This window comes from Streptomyces termitum, assembly GCF_014650175.1.
Classification (GTDB): Bacteria; Actinomycetota; Actinomycetes; order Streptomycetales; family Streptomycetaceae; genus Streptomyces; species Streptomyces termitum.
Window position 1 is genome coordinate 304674 of sequence record NZ_BMUL01000006.1, and the last position, 21000, is coordinate 325673.

The 21000-nt window shown below is 75.6% G+C and carries 19 protein-coding genes and 1 riboswitch; of the genes, 11 read left to right on the top strand and 8 right to left on the bottom strand.

What is annotated here, in order from left to right:
* Window positions 1-8 precede the first annotated feature (8 nt).
* Entirely contained in the window at window positions 9-1373 is a 1365-nt protein-coding gene (locus IE219_RS14285) for a DUF58 domain-containing protein (protein WP_189977328.1), read from the top strand.
* A complete protein-coding gene (locus IE219_RS14290; protein ID WP_189977109.1) occupies window positions 1370-3700 on the top strand; it encodes a transglutaminase TgpA family protein in 2331 nt (776 codons plus the stop codon). The genes IE219_RS14285 and IE219_RS14290 overlap by 4 nt, the downstream gene beginning before the upstream one ends.
* Window positions 3701-3845: 145 nt before the next feature.
* On the opposite strand, the gene IE219_RS14295 is transcribed toward IE219_RS14290, so the two are convergent.
* The 3 genes from IE219_RS14295 to IE219_RS14305 form a co-directional block, all read right to left on the bottom strand.
* Window positions 3846-4241, bottom strand: a complete 396-nt coding sequence (locus IE219_RS14295; protein WP_189977111.1) for an SCO2097 family morphological protein — start codon at window positions 4239-4241, stop codon at window positions 3846-3848.
* Between the two features lie 284 nt (window positions 4242-4525).
* On the bottom strand, window positions 4526-5314 hold the full coding sequence (locus IE219_RS14300; protein WP_189977112.1) for a methyltransferase: 789 nt from the start codon (window positions 5312-5314) through the stop codon (window positions 4526-4528).
* Window positions 5315-5380: 66 nt separating this feature from the next.
* A complete protein-coding gene (locus IE219_RS14305) occupies window positions 5381-5854 on the bottom strand; it encodes an SAV_6107 family HEPN domain-containing protein (protein ID WP_189977114.1) in 474 nt (157 codons plus the stop codon).
* A 287-nt stretch (window positions 5855-6141) separates the two neighbouring features.
* On the opposite strand from IE219_RS14305, the gene IE219_RS14310 reads away from it, so the two are divergent.
* The 5 genes from IE219_RS14310 to IE219_RS14330 all read left to right on the top strand — a co-directional run bounded on the left by IE219_RS14310 (window position 6142) and on the right by IE219_RS14330 (window position 12178).
* Entirely contained in the window at window positions 6142-6867 is a 726-nt protein-coding gene (locus IE219_RS14310; protein WP_229849763.1) for an ATP-binding cassette domain-containing protein, read from the top strand.
* Entirely contained in the window at window positions 6839-8983 is a 2145-nt protein-coding gene (locus tag IE219_RS14315) for a YhgE/Pip family protein (RefSeq protein ID WP_189977117.1), read from the top strand. The genes IE219_RS14310 and IE219_RS14315 overlap by 29 nt, the downstream gene beginning before the upstream one ends.
* Window positions 8984-9012: 29 nt before the next feature.
* Entirely contained in the window at window positions 9013-9624 is a 612-nt protein-coding gene (locus IE219_RS14320; RefSeq protein WP_189977118.1) for a TetR/AcrR family transcriptional regulator, read from the top strand.
* Window positions 9625-10101: 477 nt separating this feature from the next.
* Entirely contained in the window at window positions 10102-10737 is a 636-nt protein-coding gene (locus tag IE219_RS14325; protein WP_189977120.1) for a DUF4126 domain-containing protein, read from the top strand.
* A gap of 10 nt (window positions 10738-10747) precedes the next feature.
* The gene (locus IE219_RS14330) at window positions 10748-12178 is read left to right on the top strand and encodes a phytoene desaturase family protein (RefSeq protein WP_189977122.1); all 1431 of its coding nucleotides are present in this window, start codon (window positions 10748-10750) and stop codon (window positions 12176-12178) included.
* Between the two features lie 97 nt (window positions 12179-12275).
* Here IE219_RS14330 and IE219_RS14335 read toward each other — a convergent pair whose 3' ends face one another.
* The 5 genes from IE219_RS14335 to IE219_RS14355 form a co-directional block, all read right to left on the bottom strand.
* Entirely contained in the window at window positions 12276-13103 is an 828-nt protein-coding gene (locus tag IE219_RS14335) for a hypothetical protein (RefSeq protein ID WP_189977124.1), read from the bottom strand.
* 54 nt (window positions 13104-13157) lie between these two features.
* Window positions 13158-14072, bottom strand: a complete 915-nt coding sequence (metF, locus tag IE219_RS14340; protein ID WP_189977126.1) for a methylenetetrahydrofolate reductase [NAD(P)H] — start codon at window positions 14070-14072, stop codon at window positions 13158-13160.
* A gap of 125 nt (window positions 14073-14197) precedes the next feature.
* Complete coding sequence (gene thiE / locus IE219_RS14345; protein ID WP_189977128.1) at window positions 14198-14851, bottom strand: thiamine phosphate synthase; 654 nt, start codon at window positions 14849-14851, stop codon at window positions 14198-14200.
* A 73-nt stretch (window positions 14852-14924) separates the two neighbouring features.
* The gene (locus IE219_RS14350) at window positions 14925-15290 is read right to left on the bottom strand and encodes an Rv2175c family DNA-binding protein (RefSeq protein WP_189977130.1); all 366 of its coding nucleotides are present in this window, start codon (window positions 15288-15290) and stop codon (window positions 14925-14927) included.
* A 69-nt stretch (window positions 15291-15359) separates the two neighbouring features.
* Window positions 15360-16583 carry an NAD(P)/FAD-dependent oxidoreductase gene (locus IE219_RS14355; RefSeq protein ID WP_189977132.1) on the bottom strand — a complete coding sequence of 408 codons (1224 nt, stop codon included), beginning with the start codon at window positions 16581-16583 and terminating at the stop codon, window positions 15360-15362.
* Between the two features lie 83 nt (window positions 16584-16666).
* A riboswitch (TPP riboswitch) is annotated at window positions 16667-16779 on the top strand.
* On the opposite strand from IE219_RS14355, the gene thiO reads away from it, so the two are divergent.
* From thiO to pknB, 4 genes are all read left to right on the top strand, one after another.
* Complete coding sequence (gene thiO / locus IE219_RS14360; RefSeq protein WP_189977134.1) at window positions 16777-17961, top strand: glycine oxidase ThiO; 1185 nt, start codon at window positions 16777-16779, stop codon at window positions 17959-17961. (Overlaps the previous riboswitch by 3 nt.)
* Window positions 17958-18158, top strand: a complete 201-nt coding sequence (gene thiS / locus IE219_RS14365) for a sulfur carrier protein ThiS (protein WP_189977136.1) — start codon at window positions 17958-17960, stop codon at window positions 18156-18158. The genes thiO and thiS overlap by 4 nt, the downstream gene beginning before the upstream one ends.
* A 5-nt stretch (window positions 18159-18163) precedes the next feature.
* Entirely contained in the window at window positions 18164-18958 is a 795-nt protein-coding gene (locus tag IE219_RS14370; RefSeq protein WP_189977138.1) for a thiazole synthase, read from the top strand.
* Between the two features lie 126 nt (window positions 18959-19084).
* On the top strand, window positions 19085-20998 hold the full coding sequence (gene pknB, locus IE219_RS14375) for a Stk1 family PASTA domain-containing Ser/Thr kinase (protein WP_189977140.1): 1914 nt from the start codon (window positions 19085-19087) through the stop codon (window positions 20996-20998).
* Window positions 20999-21000 lie beyond the last annotated feature (2 nt).

Below are 21000 nucleotides of genomic sequence, written 5' to 3' on the forward strand. Positions count from 1 at the left end.
CCCCCGCCGTGCCCCCGGGGCAGCGGGCCGACGACCGTGACGGCCCCCGGCCCGAGGACGGCAGGACCGGACTGCGGGCCGCCCTCGGCGGGCTCACCACCCGGGGCCGCTCCTTCCTCGCCGCCGGGGCGGCGGCGGCCGTCTGCGCCTATGTGCTCGGCCAGGCCGACCTGCTCCGGGTCGGCCTGCTGCTCGCCGTCCTGCCGCTGCTCTGCGTCGTCGTCCTGCACCGCACCCGCTACCGGGTCGCCACCTCCCGGCGGCTCACCCCGCAGCGCGTCGAGGCCGGCACCGAGGCCCGGGTCCAGCTGCTCATGGAGAACGTCTCCAAGCTGCCCACCGGACTGCTGATGCTCCAGGACCACGTGCCGTACATGCTCGGGCCCCGCCCCCGCTTCGTCCTCGACCGGGTCGAGGCGGGCGGCCGCCGCGAGGTCTCGTACCGGGTCCGCTCCGACCTGCGCGGGCGCTTCCCGCTCGGTCCGCTCCAGCTCCGGCTGAGCGACCCCTTCGGGATGTGCGAGCTGACCCGCTCCTTCAGCGCGTACGACACCCTCACCGTCGTCCCGCGCACCACCCCGCTGCCCCCGGTCCGGCTCGGCGGCGAGGCGTCCGGGTACGGCGACGGGCAGCAGCGCGCGCTGGCGCTGGCCGGCGACGACGACGTCATCCCGCGCGCCTACCGGTACGGCGACGACCTGCGCCGGGTGCACTGGCGCTCCACCGCCCGGTACGGCGAGCTGATGGTCCGCCGCGAGGAGCAGCCGCAGCGCTCCCACTGCACGGTCCTCCTCGACACCCGCCGGGCCGGCTTCCAGGGCGCGGGCCCCGACTCGGCCTTCGAGTGGGCGGTCTCCGGCGCGGCCTCCGTCCTCACCCACATGCTGGAGCGGGGCTACGCGGTCCGGCTGCTCACCGACACCGGCGCCACCGTCCCCGGCGAGGGCACCGACGGCTACGCGGGCGGCGCCTCGCACGACGCGGCGGAGACGGCCGGACTGCTGATGGACACCCTCGCGATCGTCGACCACTCGGACGGCGCCGGGCTCTCCCGCGCCTCCGACGCGCTGCGCGCCGGGAGCGGCGGGCTGCTCGTCGCCTTCCTCGGCGACCTCGACGAGGAGCAGGCGGCGCTGGCCGGCCGGATGCGCGGCCGGGCCGGTTCCGCCGTCGCCTTCGTCCTGGACTCCGGTTCCTGGCTCACCGGCGGGGCCGTGACCGGCGCCGTCGAGGAGCGGACCCGGCAGCTGCGCGAGGCCGGCTGGACCGTGCTCCCGGTGCCGCCGGGGGCCCGGCTGGCCGACCTCTGGCAGCAGGCCGCCGGGGCCCTGCGGGACACCGCCGCCGCGGACAGCCACGGAGGATGGGCATGAGCGGGCGCACCCGTCTGACGCTGGCCGCCTGGGCGGCCTCCCTGATGGCCGCCGGGGCGCTGCTGCCCCTGGTGAGACCGGCCACCTGGATCTTCACCGCGGGCTTCCTGCTGGTCCTGCAGAGCGCCGCCGGCCTGCTGGGCCGGCGGGTGCCGCTGGCCCGGCCGGTGACGGTCGCCGCCCAGGTGGTGGTCGACGTCGTCGCGCTGACCGTGGTCTTCGCGCGGGAGCAGGCGATCCTCGGCTTCCTGCCCGGGCCGCTCGTCGTCCAGCACGTGGCCGAGCTGTTCCGGCTGGGCGCCGAGGACGTGAGCACGTACGCGATCCCCGCCCCGGACACCGAGGGCATCCGGCTCATGCTGGTCGTCGGCGTGCTGGTGATCGGGCTGCTCGTGGACGTGCTGGCGGTCACCTTCCGCCGGGCCGCCCCGGCCGGGCTGCCGCTGCTCGCGCTGTACTCGGTGGCCGCCGGGCTCTCCGGCGGCAAGGCGGGCTGGCTGTGGTTCCTGCTGGCCGCCACCGGCTATCTGCTGCTGCTCCTGGCCGAGGGCCGCGACCGGCTCTCCGCCTGGGGCCGGGTCTTCGGCGGCGCCCGGCGCTCCGGCCGGTCCGGCTCCGCCGCCGTCGGCGGGACGGCCTTCGCGCCCGCCCGCACCGGCCGCCGGATCGGCCTCGCCGCCATGGGCACCGCCCTGGTCGTCCCGCTCGCCCTGCCCGGCTTCTCCGGCGGGCTGCTGGGCGGCGGTGCCGGATCCGGCGGGAGCGGCCCGGGGCGGGGCGGCACCATCGCCGCCGTGAACCCGCTGGTCTCCCTCCAGGACAACCTCCGCCAGCCGGACGACTTCGAGGTCCTGCGCTACCGGACCAACGCCCGGGACAACAGCGGCCTGTACCTGCGGCTGGTCGCCCTCGACCAGTTCGACGGCGCCTCGTGGAAGTCCTCGGTGCGGCCCATCGAGGCGGTCCCGAAGGGGCTGCCGTGGCCCGACGGCCTCGCCCAGTCCGTCCGCACCACCGAGATCACCAGCAACTTCGTCGCCTCGGAGGCGTACGACCAGAAGTGGCTGCCGATGCCCTTCCCGGCCTCCCGGGTCGAGGCCGAGGGCCGCTGGCGGTACGAGCCCGCCGGCCGGATGCTCGTCGGCGACGACAAGCAGACCACCAAGGGCGTCCGCTACCAGGTGACCAGCCTCGACGTGCAGCCCACCGCCGAGCAGCTCGCCGCGGCGGGCCCGGCTCCGGAGGTGCTGCGCCGCGAGTACACCAAGGTGCCCGCGGGGCTGCCCGCCGACGTCAGGGCGACCGCCCTGGACGTCACCCGGGGCGCGCGCGGCGACTACGAGCGGGCCGTCCGGCTCCAGAACTGGTTCGCCGAGGACGGCGGCTTCCGGTACGACGTGGACGTGACCTCCGGCACCGGTACGGAGGCGATCTCCCGCTTCCTGAAGGACAAGCAGGGCTTCTGCGTCCACTTCTCCTTCTCCATGGCGGCGATGGCCCGCACCCTGGGCATCCCGGCGCGGGTCGCGGTCGGCTTCATGCCCGGCACCACCCAGACCGACGGCTCGGTCTCGGTCGGCATCCGGGACGCCCACGCCTGGCCCGAGCTGTACTTCGAGGGCGCCGGCTGGACCCGGTTCGAGCCCACGCCCTCGCGCGGCTCCACCCCCGGCTACACCCGCTCGACCACCCCGACCGGCAACCCCACCGGCCCGGCCCAGCCCTCCGCGTCCGCCTCCGCCCAGCCCTCGGCGGCGCCGAGCGCCGCGGAGAGCTGCCCGCCGGAGGAGCGGAGGCTCGGCGAGTGCGGCAAGAACGCGGCGGCGGGCGCCGGCGCGGACGGCGGCGGCGGTACGGACTGGGCGGAGGTCGCGCTGTGGACCCTGGCCGCCCTCCTCGTCCTCGCTCTCCCCTTCCTGCCGCTGCTGTGGCGGGAACGGCTCCGGGCCCGGCGGCTCGCCCCGGCGGCCGGTCCGCTGGCGGCGTGGCGGGAGATCGGCGACACCGCCTGGGACTACGGCGTCGAACCCGATGACGCGCACACCCCCCGGGGCGCCGCGGAGCGGATCGTCGAGGAGGGCGGGCTCGACGGGCCGGCCGCGGAGGCGGTGCGGCGGGTGGCGCGGGCCGTGGAGGAAGCCCTCTACGCGCCCTCGCCGGGGCCGGCGTCGGGGCTGGCGCGGGACGCGGCGCTGGTGCGGGCCGGGCTGGACGCGGGGGCGGTGCGCGGAGTCCGTCTGCGGGCCCGTTTCGCGCCGCGCTCGGCGGCCCGCCTGCACTGGGCCGCCTCGGCCCGCTGGACCACCCTCCGCGCCCGCCACTCCTGACCGCCGGGTCCCCGTCCCCCGCGGGGGGGGGGCGGGGACCCGCGGCGGCGCGGTGCCGGGGCGCGATCGGGGGCGGACGTGAAAAGGCCCCGTCGGGGCTCGGGGCCGACGGGGCCGGGGTGCGGGGCCTCCGCTCAGGGGGGCGTCAGTGGCCGCCGCCCTGCTGCTCGTCGCGGCGCCGCTGCCAGCGCGCCTCGATCCGGTCCATCATGGAGTGTCGCGTCCTGCCGCCGCTCTGGCGGCCCCTGGCCTGCTGTTCTCCCGGCTTGGGCGCCTTGCGCCAGCCGGTGACGGCGAGGACCGCGCAGCCCAGCATGACGAGGAATCCCACCACGCTGATGATCCAGAACTGCGGGGCGACCACTCCGGTCATGAGGAGCGCGATACCCACCAGGAAGCCGACGACTGCCTGGTAGACCCGTCGCCGGGTGTACGTGCGCAGTCCGCTTCCCTCGAGCGCTGTCGCGAACTTGGGATCTTCGGCGTACAGCGCTCGCTCCATCTGCTCGAGCATGCGCTGCTCGTGCTCCGAGAGCGGCACGGAGTCCTCCTAGTCGTCGGTCGCGGGGGCGACCGGTTTGCGGCCCTTTCAGGATAGGCAGGGATTCGCCCCCGTGAAACCCGCCCTCAACACCGATCTGCCCACCCGAACCGCCATGCGGATCGGTTGGTGAGGCGTTGATTCCCCAGTCCTCCGCCCGTCATGCCGGATGGTTTCCCTCGATCATACGGCGCGGGGCCGCGTATGGGGCGGCCTGCGGCAGAGCGGGCCCGCACCGCCGTCCGGGTGGCCGGGCCGGGTGGCGGGCGGGACGGCGGGCGGGGTCAGGCCGGCTTGCCGGCGAGCACGTGGAGCTGGGTGGCGACGGCGTGGTACGCGGGCAGTTCGGCGGCGGCGGTCTCCAGCTTCAGCAGGGCCTCGGCGGCACCGGGCTCGGTGTCGACGAGGACGCCGGGCACGAGGTCGGCGAAGATCCGCACGCCGTGCACGGCGCCGACGGCGAGGCCGGCCTGTTCGACCAGTCCGGTGAGCTGTTCGGCGGTGAAGCGGCGGGGCACGGGGTCGCCGGAGCCCCAGCGGCCGTCGGGGTCGCCGAGGGCGGTGCGGGCCTCGGTGAAGTGGCCGGCGAGGGCGCGGGCGAGGACCGCGCCGCCGACGCCGGCGGCGAGCAGGCTGAGGGTGCCGCCGGGGCGGAGCGCGGCGACCGCGTTCCGCACGCCTTCGGCGGGGTCGTCGACGTACTCCAGGACACCGTGGCAGAGCACGGCGTCGTGGCCGCCGCGCTCGACCACGTCGAAGAGGCCGCGGACATCGCCCTGGACGCCGGTGACGAGGTCGGCGACCCCGGCCTCGGCGGCGCGGCGCTCCAGCGCGAAGAGCGCGTTGGGGCTGGGGTCGACGACGGTGACGCGGTGGCCGAGGAGGGCGACGGGCACCGCGAAGTTGCCGGAGCCGCCGCCGGTGTCGAGGACGTCCAGGGCGGCTTTCCCGGTGGCCTCGGCCCTGCGGTCGAGGGCGTCCTGGAGGACGTTCCAGACGACGGTGGTGCGCAGGGAGGCGCGCGACGGTCGCGACGACGCCTCGCGGCCGAAGGCGGGGGAAGGGTCCGGCACGGCTCTCGACTCCTCGGTGACGGGTACGGGCGTTCCCACCCTATGGCCTCCGGACGGCCTTCCGGATCATCCGGCCGCGCCGTCCGCCGGGGGCTGCCGGGGCAGGACCGGCTGGAGTGCGAGCAGCCGCTCGACCAGGCGCAGGAAGTGGGCGGCGTCCCTGAGGAGGTCGTCGGCCTGGCGCGGGGTGGCGGCGCCGGCGACGCCCGCTTCGGCGAGGGCCCGGCGGCGGGCGCCGGCGGCGAAGAGGGCGCTCCACTCGGTGAGCTCGGGCGCGAGGTTCGGCAGGAGCTCCCAGGCGCTCCTTATGGCCTGGCGGCGGCGGGTGGGGGGTGTGGGGCGGGCCCGGGCGGCGAGGACGGCCGCGGCGGCGCGGAGCGCGGCGAGGTGGGCGGTGGCGTACCGCTCGTGGGGGCGGTCGAGGGTCGCGGCCTCGTCGAGGCCGGCACGGGCCTTGGCGAGCAGGTCGAGGGCGGCGGGAGGGGCCGTGGTGCGGCGGGACACGGGATGGACGTCGGCTGCTGCGAACGGACTGGCCATGACGAACCTCCTGTCGTCGGGTGACGGTCTTGTCGCCGTCTGTGTCCATGGTGGCGGCCGCCACTGACAATCAGGCTGACCTGGGGTTTTGCCAGCAAGGCGACGCGCGGGTAACTTTTGAACTGACCAGTCAGTTCAAAAGTGGGGAAGCGGGGGGTGGATCCGTGGGATCCGACGACCTGACCACACGCCCGTCTCCGGAGGGAGCCGGCGGGGAGCCCGGCACCGGCGGGGCGGGCGACGGGGCGGGGGCGCACGGCGCCGCGCTCGTCGTCGAGGGGCTCGGCCTGAAGGGGCCGCGCGGCTGGGCCTTCCGGGAGGTGTCCTTCCGCGCCGGGGCCGGTTCCCTGGTCGCGCTGGAGGGCCCGTCCGGCACCGGCCGCACCTGCCTGCTGCTCGCGCTCACCGGCCGGATGAAGACCCAGGAGGGGCACGCCGAGGTGGGCGGGCTCCGGCTGCCCCGGAAAATGGCCGCCGTGCGCCGCGTCGCCGCGCTCGGCCAGGTCCCCGGGGTCAGCGAGCTGGACCCGGCCTTCACGGTGGCCGAGCACCTGCGCGAGCGCGCGCTGCTCCAGCGCCGCTTCGACGGCTCGGTCCGCGCGCTGCTGCGCCGCCCCGGCACACGGGCCGCGGAGGCGCGGGCCCGGATCGACGAGGCCGTGGCGGCGGCCGGGCTCGACCTGGCCGCCCTGCCGAAGGGCGAGCGGACCTCCGTGCGGGACCTGGAGCGCCTGGAGGCGCTGCGGCTGTCGATCGCGCTGGCCCTGATGGGCCGGCCCCGGCTGCTCGCCGTCGACGACACGGACCTGAAGCTGTCGGACGCCGACCGGGCCGAGGCGTGGGCGCTGCTCCGCTCGGTGGCCGGCGCCGGCACCACCGTCCTCGCCGTCTGCAGCGAGGCCCCGGCGGACGCCCTGCGGGTCACCACCACCGGCATCCCGGCGGCCGGCGCCGGGGACGACTTCACCGAGGAGGGGGCGGCCGATGCGTTCGCCGAGACTGGCCGCGCTTGAGCTGAGGCGCTTCGGCAGGGGACGGCTGCCGCGCGCCGCGCTCGTCGCGGTCCTGCTGCTGCCGCTGCTGTACGGCGCCCTGTACCTGTACTCGTTCTGGGACCCGTACAGCAGGCTCGACCGGCTGCCGGTGGCCCTGGTGAACGAGGACCGGGGCGCCACCGCCGACGGCAAGCCCGTCACCGCGGGCGCCGACATCACCGAGAAGCTGCTCGACAGCAAGACCTTCGAGTGGCACCGGGTGAGCGACGCGGAGGCCCGCCGGGGCGTCGAGGACGGCACGTACTACCTGTCCCTGACGGTGCCCGGCGACTTCAGCGAGCGGATCGCGTCCAGTTCCGGCGACTCCCCCGAGGCGGGCGCCCTGGAGGTCCGCACCAACGACTCCAACAACTACATCGTCGGCCAGATCTCGCGGACGGTCTTCGCCGAGGTGCGCACCGCCGCCTCGACCAAGTCCTCCCGGACCTTCCTCGACAAGATCTTCATCTCCTTCTCCGGCATCCACGAGGCCACCGCCGAGGCGGCCGACGGCGCGGCCGACCTCAAGAAGGGCGTGGACAAGGCGAAGAAGGGCTCCCAGGACCTCTCCGACGGCCTGAAGGACGCCAAGAAGGGCAGCGGCGACCTGGCCGGCGGCCTGAAGAAGCTGGACCAGGGCTCCCAGGACCTCCAGAGCGGCGCCCGGCAGGTCGCGAACGGCACCCAGGCCCTCGCCGACAAGGTGAACAGCACCGCCGACAAGGTCCGCCCCTACCTGGCGAACAACGGGAAGTCCATCAGGGACACCGCCAAGCTGGTCTCCGACTCCGCCACGGCCGCCCGGCACGACCTGGACGACCTGGTGAAGCGCGCCCCGCTGCTGCGCACCGCCGCCCACACGGCGGACGACACCCTGGGCCGGCTGCACCGCGAGTCCTGCGCGAAGCCCGGCGGCACCCCGCCGGTCGCGCTCCCCGAGGGGGTCACCCTGCCGGAGGGCGTCACCCTGCCGGACAGCAAGGAGTTCTGCGCCGCCCTGAAGGAGGCGTCGACCACCGCCGGCGACGTGGCGGCCATCGCGGACGACGTCCACGAGCTGACCAAGGACAGCAAGGGCGACCTGAAGACGCTCGACGCCCGCCTGGCGCGGCTGAAGAAGGAGGCCGACGAGCTGGCCGCCCGCGCGCCGCACCTGGACGAGGACGTCGAGGGCGCCATCCGGAAGATCAACGAGCTGAACACGGGCGCCAAGAAGGTCGCCGCGGGCGCGGAGAAGCTGCACACCGGCCTCACCGGCGCCCGGGACGGCTCGGTCAGCCTGGACACCGGCGTCGGCAGGCTGAAGAAGGGCGCCGGCGACCTCGACGGCGGCCTGTTCAAGCTGGCCGACGGCTCCGGCTCGCTCGCCACCGGCCTCAAGGACGGCGTCGACAAGATCCCGGACTACGACCAGGACGAGCGCGACCGGCGCACCGAGGTCATGGCCGACCCGGTCCGGCTGGCCGCCGAGTCGCTGCACAAGGCGCCCAACTACGGCACCGGTTTCGCCCCGTACTTCATCCCGCTCTCCCTCTGGGTCGGCGCGATGGTCGCGTACATGATCATCGCTCCGATGAACCGGCGGGCCCTCGCCGCCGGCGGTTCCGCCTGGCGGATCGCGCTGGCCGGCTGGTTCCCGGTGGCGGCCATCGGGATCCTCCAGGTGGGCGCGCTGCTCTCCGTGCTGCACTGGGGCCTCGGCCTGGAGATGGCCAGGGCGGCCGGCACCGTCGGCTTCCTCGCCCTCGTGACCTGCTGCTTCGCGGCGATCATCCAGTGGCTCAACGCCCGCTTCGGCGCGGCCGGCCGGATCCTGGTGCTCGCGCTGCTCATGGTCCAGCTGACCTCGGCGGGCGGCACCTACCCGGTGCAGACCAGCCCCGGCTTCTTCAACGCCGTCCATCCGTTCCTGCCGATGACCCATGTGGTCGAGGCCCTGCGCCGGCTCATCACCGGCGGCGGCCTGCAACCGGTCTGGACCGCCGTGGCCGTCCTCACCGCCTTCACCCTGGGCGCGCTCGCCCTGACGGCGGTCACCGCGCGGCGCAAGCAGGTGTGGACGCTGGACCGGCTCCACCCCGAACTGTCGCTGTGACCGGCGGCACCTCTGTGAGAATCGACCCCATGGACAGCAGCAGCACCCGCCGCCGGGCCACCCGCGCCAAGCTCTACGAGGCGGCCGTCACCCTCATCGCGGAGCAGGGCTTCTCGGCCACCACGGTCGACGAGATCGCCGAGCGGGCCGGGGTGGCCAAGGGCACGGTCTACTACAACTTCAAGAGCAAGACCGAGCTGTTCGAGGAGCTGCTGCGCCACGGGGTCGCCCTCCTCACCGCCTCCCTGCGGACGGCGGCCGAGGAGACGGCGGCCCGGGGCGGCAGCCGGGTCGCCGCGCTCGACGCGATGATCCGGGCGGGCCTCGTCTTCATCGACCGCTACCCGGCCTTCACCCAGCTGTACGTGGCCGAACTCTGGCGCACCAACCGGGCCTGGAACTCCACCCTCCTGGTGGTCCGCCAGGAGGCGGTCGCCGTGGTCGAGGGCGTCCTGCGCGACGGCGTCGAGGCCGGTGAACTGAGCGACGAGATCGACGTCCAGCTGACCGCGGCGGCCCTGGTCGGCATGGTCCTGGTGGCGGCGCTGGACTGGAAGGCGTTCCAGAGCGAGCGCTCCCTGGACGACGTCCACGCGGCGCTCTCGCTGCTGCTGCACGGGCGGGTGGGCGGCGGGCGCTGAGCCGAGGGCGTTGGATTTTGGATCCAGGATCCGGAAGCCAGGCTCGTGGATCCCTTGTCCAGGATCTTGGATCCAGAACATTGGATCCAGGAGGTTGGATCCAGGATGGTGGATCTCGGACATTGGATCCAAGATCCACCATCCAGAACCCGCCCAACGAAAAGCGCCGCCCCCGCGAAGCTCGATCCCCCCGAGCCACGCCGGACCGGCGCCCTTCGTCGTACTTCCCCCGTACCGGCAGGCGCACGGCTCCGTTCCGCCGCCCCGTGTCGGCGGTTCCGGAGCCGCGCCCCTTCCGTTGGGCTCCACTCTCTCCTCCGGGCGGTGGCGGCCCCATCCGCGCGGGTACTCATCTCGGCGTCTAGGTACGCGTACTCAGCCCGGCGGACGGAGCACGGCGGGCGAAGCGCGGCGGCCCCCGGCGGGGCGCGGACACCCCGGTGACGGAGGGAAGGGTTCCTCGTTACGATCGCCGGCGTGTCCGTACTTCCCCTGGTCTTCACGAGCGGCTGGGCGAGCGGGATCAACGCCTACGCGGTGGTCCTGCTGCTCGGTCTCTTCGGCGCGACCGGAATCAGCGACGAGGTGCCCGAGGCGCTCCAGCGCCCCGACGTCCTGATCGCGGCCGGTGTGCTCTTCCTGTGCGAGGCGGTGGCCGACAAGGTCCCGTACGTGGACAACGTGTGGGACTCGGTCCACACGGTGGTCCGGCCGCTCGCGGGCGCCGTGGTCGCGGCGCTGCTGGCCGGGCAGAGCGGGTCGCTGCCGGAGCTGGCGGCGGGGGCGATCGGCGGTTCGACGGCGCTGCTGAGCCACCTGGTGAAGGCGGGGACGCGGATGGCGGTGAACACCTCGCCGGAGCCGTTCTCGAACATCGTGCTGAGCACGGCCGAGGACCTGGGCGTCGCCGCGCTGATCACCTTCGCGATATTCCATCCGGTGGCGGCGTCGGTGATCACCGCCGTGCTGCTGGCGCTCGGCGTGGCGCTGCTGGTCTTCCTGGCCTCCCGGATCCGGCGCTTCCTGCGCCGCCGGGCCCAGCGCCGCGAGGAGCGCAGGGTGGCCGCCGGGGGCGGCCCACCTGCGGGCGGGCCGCCGGGCGGGGGCCGATAGGGTCCCTGCCATGGGACGGATTGTGGTGATCGGCGCGGGTCTGGGCGCCATGGCGGCGGCGGCCCGGCTGGCGGTCGCCGGGCACGCGGTGACGGTGTACGAGCGGTCGGCGACGTACGGCGGGGCGGTGGGCCGCTTCGAGCGGGACGGCTTCGCCTTCGACACCGGTCCCGGGCTGCTGCACCTGCCGGCGGTCTACCGCGACCTGTTCGTGAAGACGGGGAGGAAGCCGCTGGAGGAGTGCGTCGGGCTGCGCCAGGTCGATCCGGCCGCCCGGCACGTCTTCGCGGACGGCACGCGCGTGGACCTGCCCAACGCCTCCCGGGCGGGCACGGTCGCCGCCCTGGACGCGGCGCTCGGCGCGGGCGCGGGCGCGCGCTGGGGGGACTTCCTGACGCGGGCCCGCGAGGCGTGGGACCGGACCCGGCGGCCGCTCCTGGAGGAGCCGCAGCCGGCCGATCCGCGGGCCCTGGCCGTCGAGCCGTACCCGGCGCTCAAGGCGGGGCTGCTGCGCCGCCCGACGCGGACGCTGGCGCAGCTGGGGGCGCGGGAGCTGGGCGACGGCCGGCTGGTCGCGCTGCTCGGCTCGTACGCGGAGGCGTACGGCTTCCCGGCGGCGTCCGCCCCGGCGTCGGCGGCCGTGCTGCCGTACATGGAGCAGACCTTCGGCAGCTGGTACGTGGCGGGCGGCATGCGGGCGCTGGCGGACGCGGTGTACGAGCGGTGCCGGGAGCGGCGGGTGGAGTTCGTCTTCGGCGAGCCCGTGGACGAGGTGCTGACCGGGGCCGGGCGGGCCGTCGGGGTCCGGCTGGCGTCGGGCGCGACGGTGGAGGCGGACCACGTGGTGGCGGGGGCTCCGGTGCCCGCGCTGCTGCGGGAGCAGGTCGTGCCGTGGGAGCGGTCGGACGAGTGGCCGCGCTTCCAGACGCACGGCACCGGCCGGCTGACGGTGCTGCTGGCCCTGCGGGGCGCCCGTGAGGAGGACGCCGCGCACCGCACGGTCGTGCACGGCGGGGACCACGCGCCGGTGACCGTGCTGCGGCCGGACGATCCGGCGCTGCGGCCGGACGCGGAGCACGAGTCGGTGGTCCTGTCGGCGGCGGTGGAGACGTTGCCGGGGCAGGACTGGCCGGGGCTCGCCGACGCGCTGGTCGAGGCGGCCGGGCGGGCGGTGCCGGGGCTGGCCGGGCGACTGCTGTGGCGCGAGGTCCGCACGCCGGAGGACGTACGGGAGGCGACGGGGGCGGCGGAGGTGCCGGGGCCCGCGCTGGCGGACGCCCGCGGGGAGTGGCTGCCCGCGCCGAACCGCTCCCCGGTGCCGGGGCTGTACTTCGCGGGCGGCTGGTCGCACCCGGGCGGCGGGCTCGCCCACGCGGGCATGTCGGGGGCGCTGGTGGCCGGGCTGATCGTGGAGGGCGCGGAGTTCCGCGGCTCGCGGTGACCGGCCGGCCCCCGGGCCGGGCGTCCGCGGCCGGGACCGGCCCCGGGCAGACCGGCCGCAGGCGGGCCGGCCCCGGTGGGTCCGGCCCGGCGGCGCGTCAGTAGCGGTGGGGCGTCTGCTCGTCGGGGTGCTGCCCGTAGCCGTACGGCCCGGGGGCCTGCGGCTGGGGCTGCTGGCCGTCGGTGTCGCGCTGCTGCGGGACCCAGACGCCGCCGGGCGGGGTGTCGTAGGCGTACGAGGGGGCGTAGGGGTCGCCCTGGTACGAGGTGTACTGCTGGCCGTCGGTGCCGGGGCCGATGTACGGGTCGGAGTAGGCGGCGTACTGCTGGGTGCCGTAGTCGTAGCCGGGCTGCTGCCCGTACCCCGTCTGCGGCTGCTCGTAGCCGGTGGCGTAGGGGTCGTGGCCGGTCGCGTAGGGGTCGTGGCCCGGGTAGGGGGCGTCGTGGCCGGCGGTCTGCGGGGCGGGGTCGTAGACGCCGTACTGGCCGGTGTCCTCGTGCATCGGGACGGGCTCGTAGACGGAGGTGGGCTCGTCGTGCCCGCCGTGCAGCTGCTCCGCGCCGGGGCCGGGGCCGTGGGCGGCGCCGTCCTCGTAGGCGAGGCCGGAGACCTCCAGGGTGGGGCCCGCCTCGGGGGCGCGGCCCGCCTTGCGGCGGCGGCTGGCGCCGGGGCTGCCGCCGATGGCCCAGCCGGTGGAGAAGCCGCGCCGGAAGGAGAGGGTCACGAAGGTCTGGCCGACGGCGAAGGCGATCGCGCCGACGACGATGATCAGGACCTGTGACAGCAGCACGCCGGCGACGACGGCGAGGAAGCCGCCGAAGGCGAGGATCCGCCAGCGCAGCCGCGCCTTGTACTGGAGGAGCACCTCGCCCAGCAGCCAGAGCGCGACCAGACCGAACGCGATGTAGAGGACCGTCCACCCCATGCCCCGCCGCCCCTCTCTACGGCCACCGCCGCGGGTCGGGGCGGGTACGACCGGTCAGGACTGCTGGTGCAGTCCGAGATTCTCGTAGATCTCCAGTGTCGCGGTGGAGCTGTTGAGCGTGATGAAGTGCAGCCCGGGGACGCCCTCGGACAGCAGACGCGCGCAGAACTCCGTCGCGAACTCGATACCGATGGAGCGTACAGCGGCGGCGTCGTCCTTGACCGCGAGGATGCGGTCTTTCACGTCCGGGGGGAAGGCCGCGTTGCTCAGCTGGGGCAGCCGGTCGAGGGTCTTCGCGGTCACGACGGGCATGACCTCGGGGATGATCGGGGTGTCGCAGCCCGCCTTCTCGACGCTGTCGCGCAGCCGCAGGTAGTTCTCCGGGTCGAAGAACATCTGGGTGATCGCGTAGTCGGCGCCGGCGCGGCACTTGTCGACGAAGTGGCGGACGTCGGTGTCCCAGTCCGTGGACCGGGGGTGCATCTCGGGGAAGGCGGCGACGCCGACGCAGAAGTCGCCGGAGTCCTTGATGAGCCGGACCAGGTCGGCGGCGTAGGCGACGCCCTGGGGGTGCTCGATCCAGTCGCCCAGCGGGTCGCCGGGCGGGTCGCCGCGCAGCGCCAGCATGTTGCGGATGCCCGCGTCGGCGTACCGGCCGAGGACGTTGCGCAGTTCGGCGACGGAGTGGTCGACGGCGGTGAGGTGGGCGACCGGGGTGAGCGTGGTGTCCGAGGCGATCTTCTGGGTGGCCTTGACGGTGCCGCCGCGGGTGGAGCCGCCGGCGCCGTAGGTCACGGAGACGAAGCTGGGGCCGACGGCCTCGACGCGGCGCATGGCGTTCCAGAGGACCTGCTCGCCCTTCGCGGTCCGGGGGGCGTAGAACTCGAAGGAGTACGACGTGCCGGAGGCGAGGATGTCGCGGACCGTGCGGGCGCGGTCCGGCCGGACGGAAGCGGTTCCAAGGGCCATACGGGCAGGTTAGACGGGGTCCGGGCAAGCACGTGCATCGCGTCCGCCTTGTGGACACCTTTTCGGACACCGGTACGCCCCCGGTCCCGGCGCCGCGCCCGGCCGGGGGCGCGGCGCGCGCGGGGTCAGGCCCCGGCCCGCTCCCGGACCCTCCTGGCCAGATCGGCGGCGGCCCCGGCCGGGTCGTCGGCCTCGGTGAGCGCGCGGACGACGACGATCCGGCGGGCGCCCGCGTCGAGCACCTCGTCCAGGTTGGCCGCGTCGATGCCGCCGATGGCGAACCAGGGCCGGTCCTGGGCGAGTCCGGCGGCGTACCGCACGAGGCCGAGGCCGGGGGCGTGCCGGCCGGGCTTGGTGGGGGTGGGCCAGCAGGGGCCGGTGCAGAAGTAGTCGACGCCGGGCTCGGCGGCGGCCGCGGCCACCTCGGACTCGGCGTGGCAGGAGCGGCCGGTCAGGACGGCGTCGCCGAGGATCGCGCGGGCGGCGGGGACGGGCAGGTCGCCCTGGCCGAGGTGGAGGACGTCGGCCCCGGCGGCGTGGGCGACGTCGGCGCGGTCGTTGACGGCGAGGAGCCTGCCGTGGCGGCGGGCGGCCTCGGCGAAGACCGCGAGGTGCTCCAGCTCCTCGGCGGCCTCCATGCCCTTGTCGCGGAGCTGGATCACGTCGACGCCGGAGGAGAGCACGGCGTCGAGGAAGGCGGGCAGGTCGCCCTGGCGCTTCCGGGCGTCGGTGCACAGGTAGAGCCGGGCGTCGGCGAGCCGTTCGCGAGGCGTGGGCATGGTGGTTCCCCCCGTCGGGTGGTGCCGGCGCCGCGGCGCGGGGCCGCGGCGCCGGCCTGGTGGTCCGGGTGCGTCAGACGGCGAGCGCCTGGGCGCGGCGCTTCACCTCCGTGCCGCGATTCTCCCCGAGGGCCTGCGCGGGGGTGCCGGGCAGGGTCGGGTCCGGAGTGAAGAGCCACTCCAGCATCTCCTCGTCGGTGAAGCCGTCGTCCCGCAGCAGCGTCAGGGTGCCCACGAGGCCCTTGACGACCTTGCCGTCCTGGAGGAAGGCGGCGGGCACCTGGAGCGCGTTGTTCTCCCCGCGGCGGATGGCGATGAGCTGGCCCTCCTTCACCAGCTGCCGCACCCGGGTCACCTCGACGTCGAGCAGTTCGGCGATGTCGGGGAGGTAGAGCCAGGCGGGGACGAGAGCATCGATGTTTGCGTCAATCTCGGTCACGGGACAAGCCTGCCATCCGGGACGGACGGCCGGTAGTCGGGCCCGTCCCGGCCGCCGCCGTCCGGGGTGCTACCGGACGGCGGACTTGAGCGGGACGGACGGGTCGGCGGCGCGGACGGGGTCGACGGGGGTGCCGGCCTCGATGAGCCTGCGGCCCTGGGCGAGGTCGCGGGGGCGGCCGACGGCGAGGAGCGCGACCGGCACCCCGGCGCGCAGCCAGAGCACGCTCCAGGCGGGTCCGGCCGGGTCGCCGCGCCGGACCATGGTGTCGGCGCCGGCGTGGTGGCCGGCGTACTGGACGAAGCGGCCGAACTGCTCGGACCAGAAGTACGGGACGGGGTCGTACGGCTCCGGGGCGGCGGCGGGGTCGCCGGTGACGGCGGCGGCGACGGTGCGGGGGCCCTGGAGGGCGTTGTCCCAGTGGTGGACGAGGAGCCGCTCGCCGTAGCGGGCGGAGGGGAAGGAGGCACAGTCGCCGACGGCGTACACGTCGGGCAGGGAGGTGCGCAGCCGGTCGTCGGCGGTGACGGCGCCGCTCGGGTCGAGGGCGACGCCGGAGCCGTCGAGCCAGCGGGTGGCGGGGCGGGCGCCGATGCCGACGACGACGGCGTCGGCGGGGAGTTCGCGGCCGTCGGCGAGGACGACCGCGCCGGGGCGGACGGTGTCCACGCGCGCGTGCGTGAGGAGTTCGGCGCCGTTCTCCGCGTACCAGCCGGCCATGGCGGTGGTGACCTCGTCGGGCAGGGCGCCGGAGAGGGGCAGCGGGGCGGCCTCGACGACGGTGACGGCGCAGCCGGCGGCGCGGGCGGCGGTGGCGAACTCGGCGCCGATCCAGCCGGCGCCGACCACGACGACGTCCTGTCCGCGGGCCAGGACGGGGGCGAGGCGGAGGGCGTCGTCGTAGGTGCGCAGCAGGTGGACGCCGGGGACGCCGTCGGTGCCGGGCAGGGTGAGCGGGTCGGCGCCGGTGGCAAGGACGAGGACGTCGTACCGGACGGGTCCGGCGGCGGTGGCGATCTCGTGGTCGGCGGGGCGCAGTCCGGTGACCTCCAGGCCCAGCCGGAGGTCGACGCCGAGGGAGGCGAAGTCGACGTCGAAGGCGGAGTGCTCGGCCTTGCCGAGGAGGACCGCCTTGGAGAGCGGGGGGCGGTCGTAGGGCGGGTGGGGTTCGGCACCGATGAGGGTGACGGGGCCCTCGAAGCCCTGTTCGCGCAGGGCGACGGCGGTCTGGACGCCCGCCATGCCCGCGCCGACGATCACGACGTGCCGCTGGGTCTGCTTCTGCTCGCTCACCCGCCCACCTTACGCATCTGACGAACCGTCAGGAAGGGAGGGCCCCTGTGACGCTCCGGCGGCGGGGGCTAGGGTGGCGGGCGTACACGACTCGCGGGAGCCCGGACGCACCGGGCTGAGAGGGAGGCTGGCCGGCCTCCGACCGTACGAACCTGATCCGGGTCATGCCGGCGAAGGGAGGGGCGGGAACGCCGTGCGTTCTTCCACCGACATCCGGTCCACCACCGACGTCCTCGTGATCGGCGGCGGCATCATCGGCCTCGTCACGGCCTGGCGGGCGGCCCGGCGCGGGCTCTCCGTCGCGGTCGCCGACCCCGACCCCGGGCGCGGCGCCGCCCGGGTCGCGGCCGGCATGCTCGCCGCCGTCACCGAGCTGCACTACGGCGAGGAGACCCTGCTCGGGCTCGACCTCGCCTCCGCCGCCCGCTACCCGGCCTTCGTCGCCGAGCTGGAGGAGGCGTCCGGCCTCGGCACCGGCTACCGCGCCTGCGGCACCCTCGCCGTCGCCCTCGACGCCGACGACCGCGCCCACCTGCGCGAACTCCACGCCCTCCAGACCCGCTGCGGGCTCTCCTCCACCTGGCTCAGCGGCCGCGAGTGCCGCCGCCTGGAACCCATGCTGGCGCCCGGCGTGCGCGGCGGACTGCGGGTGGACGGCGACCACCAGGTCGACCCGCGCCGGCTCGCCGCCGCCCTGCTCACCGCCTGCGAGCGGGCCGGGGTGGTGCTGCACCGGACGCTCGCCGCGCGGCTCACGGTGACCGGCGGCCGGGCCCGCGGCGCCGTCCTCGCCGACGGCACCGCGCTCGCCGCCGGACAGGTCGTGCTCGCGGCGGGCAGCCTCAGCGGCCGGCTGGCGGGCGTGCCCGAGGAGGTCGTGCCGCCGGTCCGGCCGGTGAAGGGCCAGGTCCTGCGGCTGCGGATCCCCGCCCCGTACGCCCCCTTCCTCTCCCGCACGGTCCGGGCCGTGGTCCGCGGCAGCCACGTCTACCTGGTGCCGCGCGAGGACGGCGAGCTGGTCGTCGGCGCCACCAGCGAGGAGCTGGGCTGGGACACCACGGTCACCGCCGGCGGGGTGTACGAGCTGCTGCGCGACGCCCACGAGCTGGTCCCGGGCCTCACCGAGCTGCCGCTCACCGAGACCCTCGCCGGACTGCGCCCCGGCTCCCCCGACAACGCGCCGATGCTCGGGCCGACCGCCCTGCCCGGCCTGCTGCTGGCCACCGGCCACTACCGCAACGGGATCCTGCTCACCCCGATCACCGGCGACGTCATGGCGGAGGCGCTGACCACCGGCGTCCTGCCCGAGGAGGCGCGCCCCTTCTCCCCCCGCCGCTTCTCCCCCGCCACCTCCGCCCGTCAGGAGCAGCCCGCATGAACGTGTCCGTGAACGGCGAGCCGCGCGCGCTCGCCGCCCCCGTCTCCCTCTCCGCCCTGGTCGCCGGCCTCACCACCGCCCCGTCCGGGGTGGCCGCCGCCGTCAACGAGACGGTCGTGCCGCGCGGCGCGTGGGCGTCGACGCTGCTCGCCGACGGCGACCGGGTCGAGATCCTGACCGCGGTGCAGGGGGGCTGAGCGCGATGTCCGACGACGTCTTCGTCCTCGCCGGTACGGAGTTCTCCTCCCGCCTGATCATGGGCACCGGCGGCGCCCCCAGCCTGGACGTCCTGGAGCGCGCCCTGACCGCCTCCGGCACCGAGCTGACCACGGTCGCCATGCGCCGCCTCGACCCCACCGTCCAGGGGTCGGTCCTCTCCGTCCTGGACCGGCTCGGCATCCGCGTGCTGCCGAACACGGCGGGCTGCCGCACGGCCGGCGAGGCGGTCCTCACCGCCCGGCTCGCCCGCGAGGCGCTGGGCACCGACTGGGTCAAGCTGGAGGTGGTCGCCGACGAGCGGACCCTGCTGCCCGACGGGGTGGAGCTGCTCGACGCCGCCGAGGCCCTGGTGGACGACGGCTTCACCGTCCTGCCGTACACCAACGACGACCCGGTCCTGGCCCGGAAGCTGGAGGACGTCGGCTGCGCGGCGATCATGCCGCTCGGCTCCCCCATCGGCTCCGGGCTCGGCATCCGCAACCCGCACAACTTCGAGCTGATCGTGGAGCGGGCCGGCGTGCCGGTGATCCTCGACGCCGGGGCGGGCACCGCCTCGGACGCCGCCCTCGCGATGGAGCTGGGCTGCGCGGCGGTGATGCTCGCCTCGGCGGTGACCCGCGCGCAGGAGCCGGTCCTGATGGCGGCGGCGATGCGGCACGCGGTCGAGGGCGGCCGGCTGGCCCGCCGCGCGGGCCGCATCCCCCGCCGGCACTTCGCGGAGGCGTCGTCGCCGGTGGAGGGCACCGCCCGGCTCGACCCGGAGCGCCCCGCCTTCTGACCCGGAGCGCCCCGGCGGGCGGGGGCGCGCCCGGGTCACGGGCGGGCGCGCGGTCACGTCACAAGCGTGCTGCGGAACGGGCCGCCGGGCGGAGGGCACCGGTGTGCGGCTCGTAGACTCGACGCCGTGGACACGACCCTTCAGGACCCCCTCGTCGGGCGGCTGCTCGACGGCCGCTACCGCGTCGACGCGCGCATCGCCGTCGGCGGGATGGCCACGGTCTACCGGGCCGTCGACACCCGCCTCGACCGCGTCCTCGCGCTCAAGGTGATGCATCCGGCGCTCGCCGCCGACGCCGTCTTCGTCGAGCGGTTCATCCGCGAGGCGAAGTCCGTCGCCCGGCTGGCCCACCCCAACGTGGTCGCCGTCTTCGACCAGGGCGCCGAGGGCGCGTACGTCTACCTGGCCATGGAGTACGTCTCCGGCTGCACCCTGCGCGACGTGCTCCGCGAGCGCGGCGCGCTGCGGCCCCGGGCCGCCCTGGACATCCTGGAGCCGGTCCTCGCCGCGCTCGGCGCCGCCCACCGGGCCGGCTTCGTGCACCGCGACATGAAGCCGGAGAACGTCCTGATAGGGGACGACGGCCGGGTCAAGGTCGCCGACTTCGGGCTGGTCCGCTCGGTGGGTTCGGCGACCGCCACCACCGGCGCGGTCCTCGGCACCGTCTCCTACCTGGCCCCCGAGCAGATCGAGCACGGCACCGCCGACACCCGGGCCGACGTGTACGCCTGCGGGGTCGTCCTCTACGAGATGCTGACCGGCGGCAAGCCGCACTCCGGCGAGACCCCCGCCCAGGTGCTCTACCAGCACCTGCACACCGACGTGCCCGCCCCCTCCGAGGCCGTCCCCGGTCTGCCCGCCGCGCTGGACGGGCTGGTCGCCGCCGCGTCCGCCCGCGACCCCGAGCGCCGCCCGCACGACGCGGTGGAGCTGCTGGGCCTGGTCCGGGAGGCGCGGGCGGGGCTCACCGACGCGCAGCTGGACACGGCGCCGCCGGCGGCACGGACCGAGGACCGGGACACCGGCGAGGACCGCACCAGCGTGATCGCCCGCCCGGTGGGGTCCGCCGACCCGCAGCCGGTGCAGCACACCAGCCGCCTCGCGACCCCGCCCGCGCCGCCCGCCCGGACCGGCCGCCGGGGTCTGCGGAGCCTCCCGCGCGTCCCGCTCCTGATCGTCCTCGGCCTGCTGCTCGCCCTCGGCGTCGGCACCGGCGTCTGGTACATCAACGCCGGGCAGTTCACCCGCGTCCCCGCCGTCCTCGGCCAGACCGAGGACGCCGCCCGCGCCCGGCTCGCCGACGCCGGTCTGGAGGCGGGCACCTCGAAGCGCGCCTTCAGCGACGTGTACGAGCGCGGCACCGTCATGGCCGTCGACCCGGCGCCCGGCGAGCGGATCCGGGGCAACACCGCGGTCACCCTGACCCTCTCCCGGGGCCCGGAGATCGTGAAGGTCCCCAACCTGAAGAACAAGCCGCTGGCCGAGGCCCGCCGCGTCCTGACCGAACAGGGGCTCGCCCCCGGCGTGGTGACCAGCGCCTTCAGCGACAGCGTCCCGCAGGGCGCGGTGATCGGCTCCGACCCGGAGCCGGGCACCGAGCGCGCCCCGGACTCGGCGGTGGCGCTGGTGGTCAGCAAGGGCTCGCCGGTGGACGTCCCCGACGTGACCGGCGAGACCGTCGCCGACGCCACCGCGGCCCTCCAGGACGCCGGCCTGAAGGTGACGGTCGCCCCGGAGCGGGTGTACTCCCCCGAGGACGCCGGAGCGGTCGCCGCCCAGTCCCTCCCCGAGGGCAGCCGGGCCGCGAAGGGCGACGCGGTCACCCTGACCGTCTCCAAGGGCCCCCGCCGGGTCGAGGTCCCGGACGTGGTCGGCATGACGACCGGCGAGGCCCGGCAGGAGCTGGAGGACGCGGGCTTCGAGGTGAAGGTCCAGAAGTCCTTCCCGTTCCTCGGCGACGAGGTCACCGGCCAGTCCGTCGAGGGCGGGGAGAGCGCCCCGGAGGGCTCCGTCGTCACCATCACCGTCAAGGGAATCTGAGA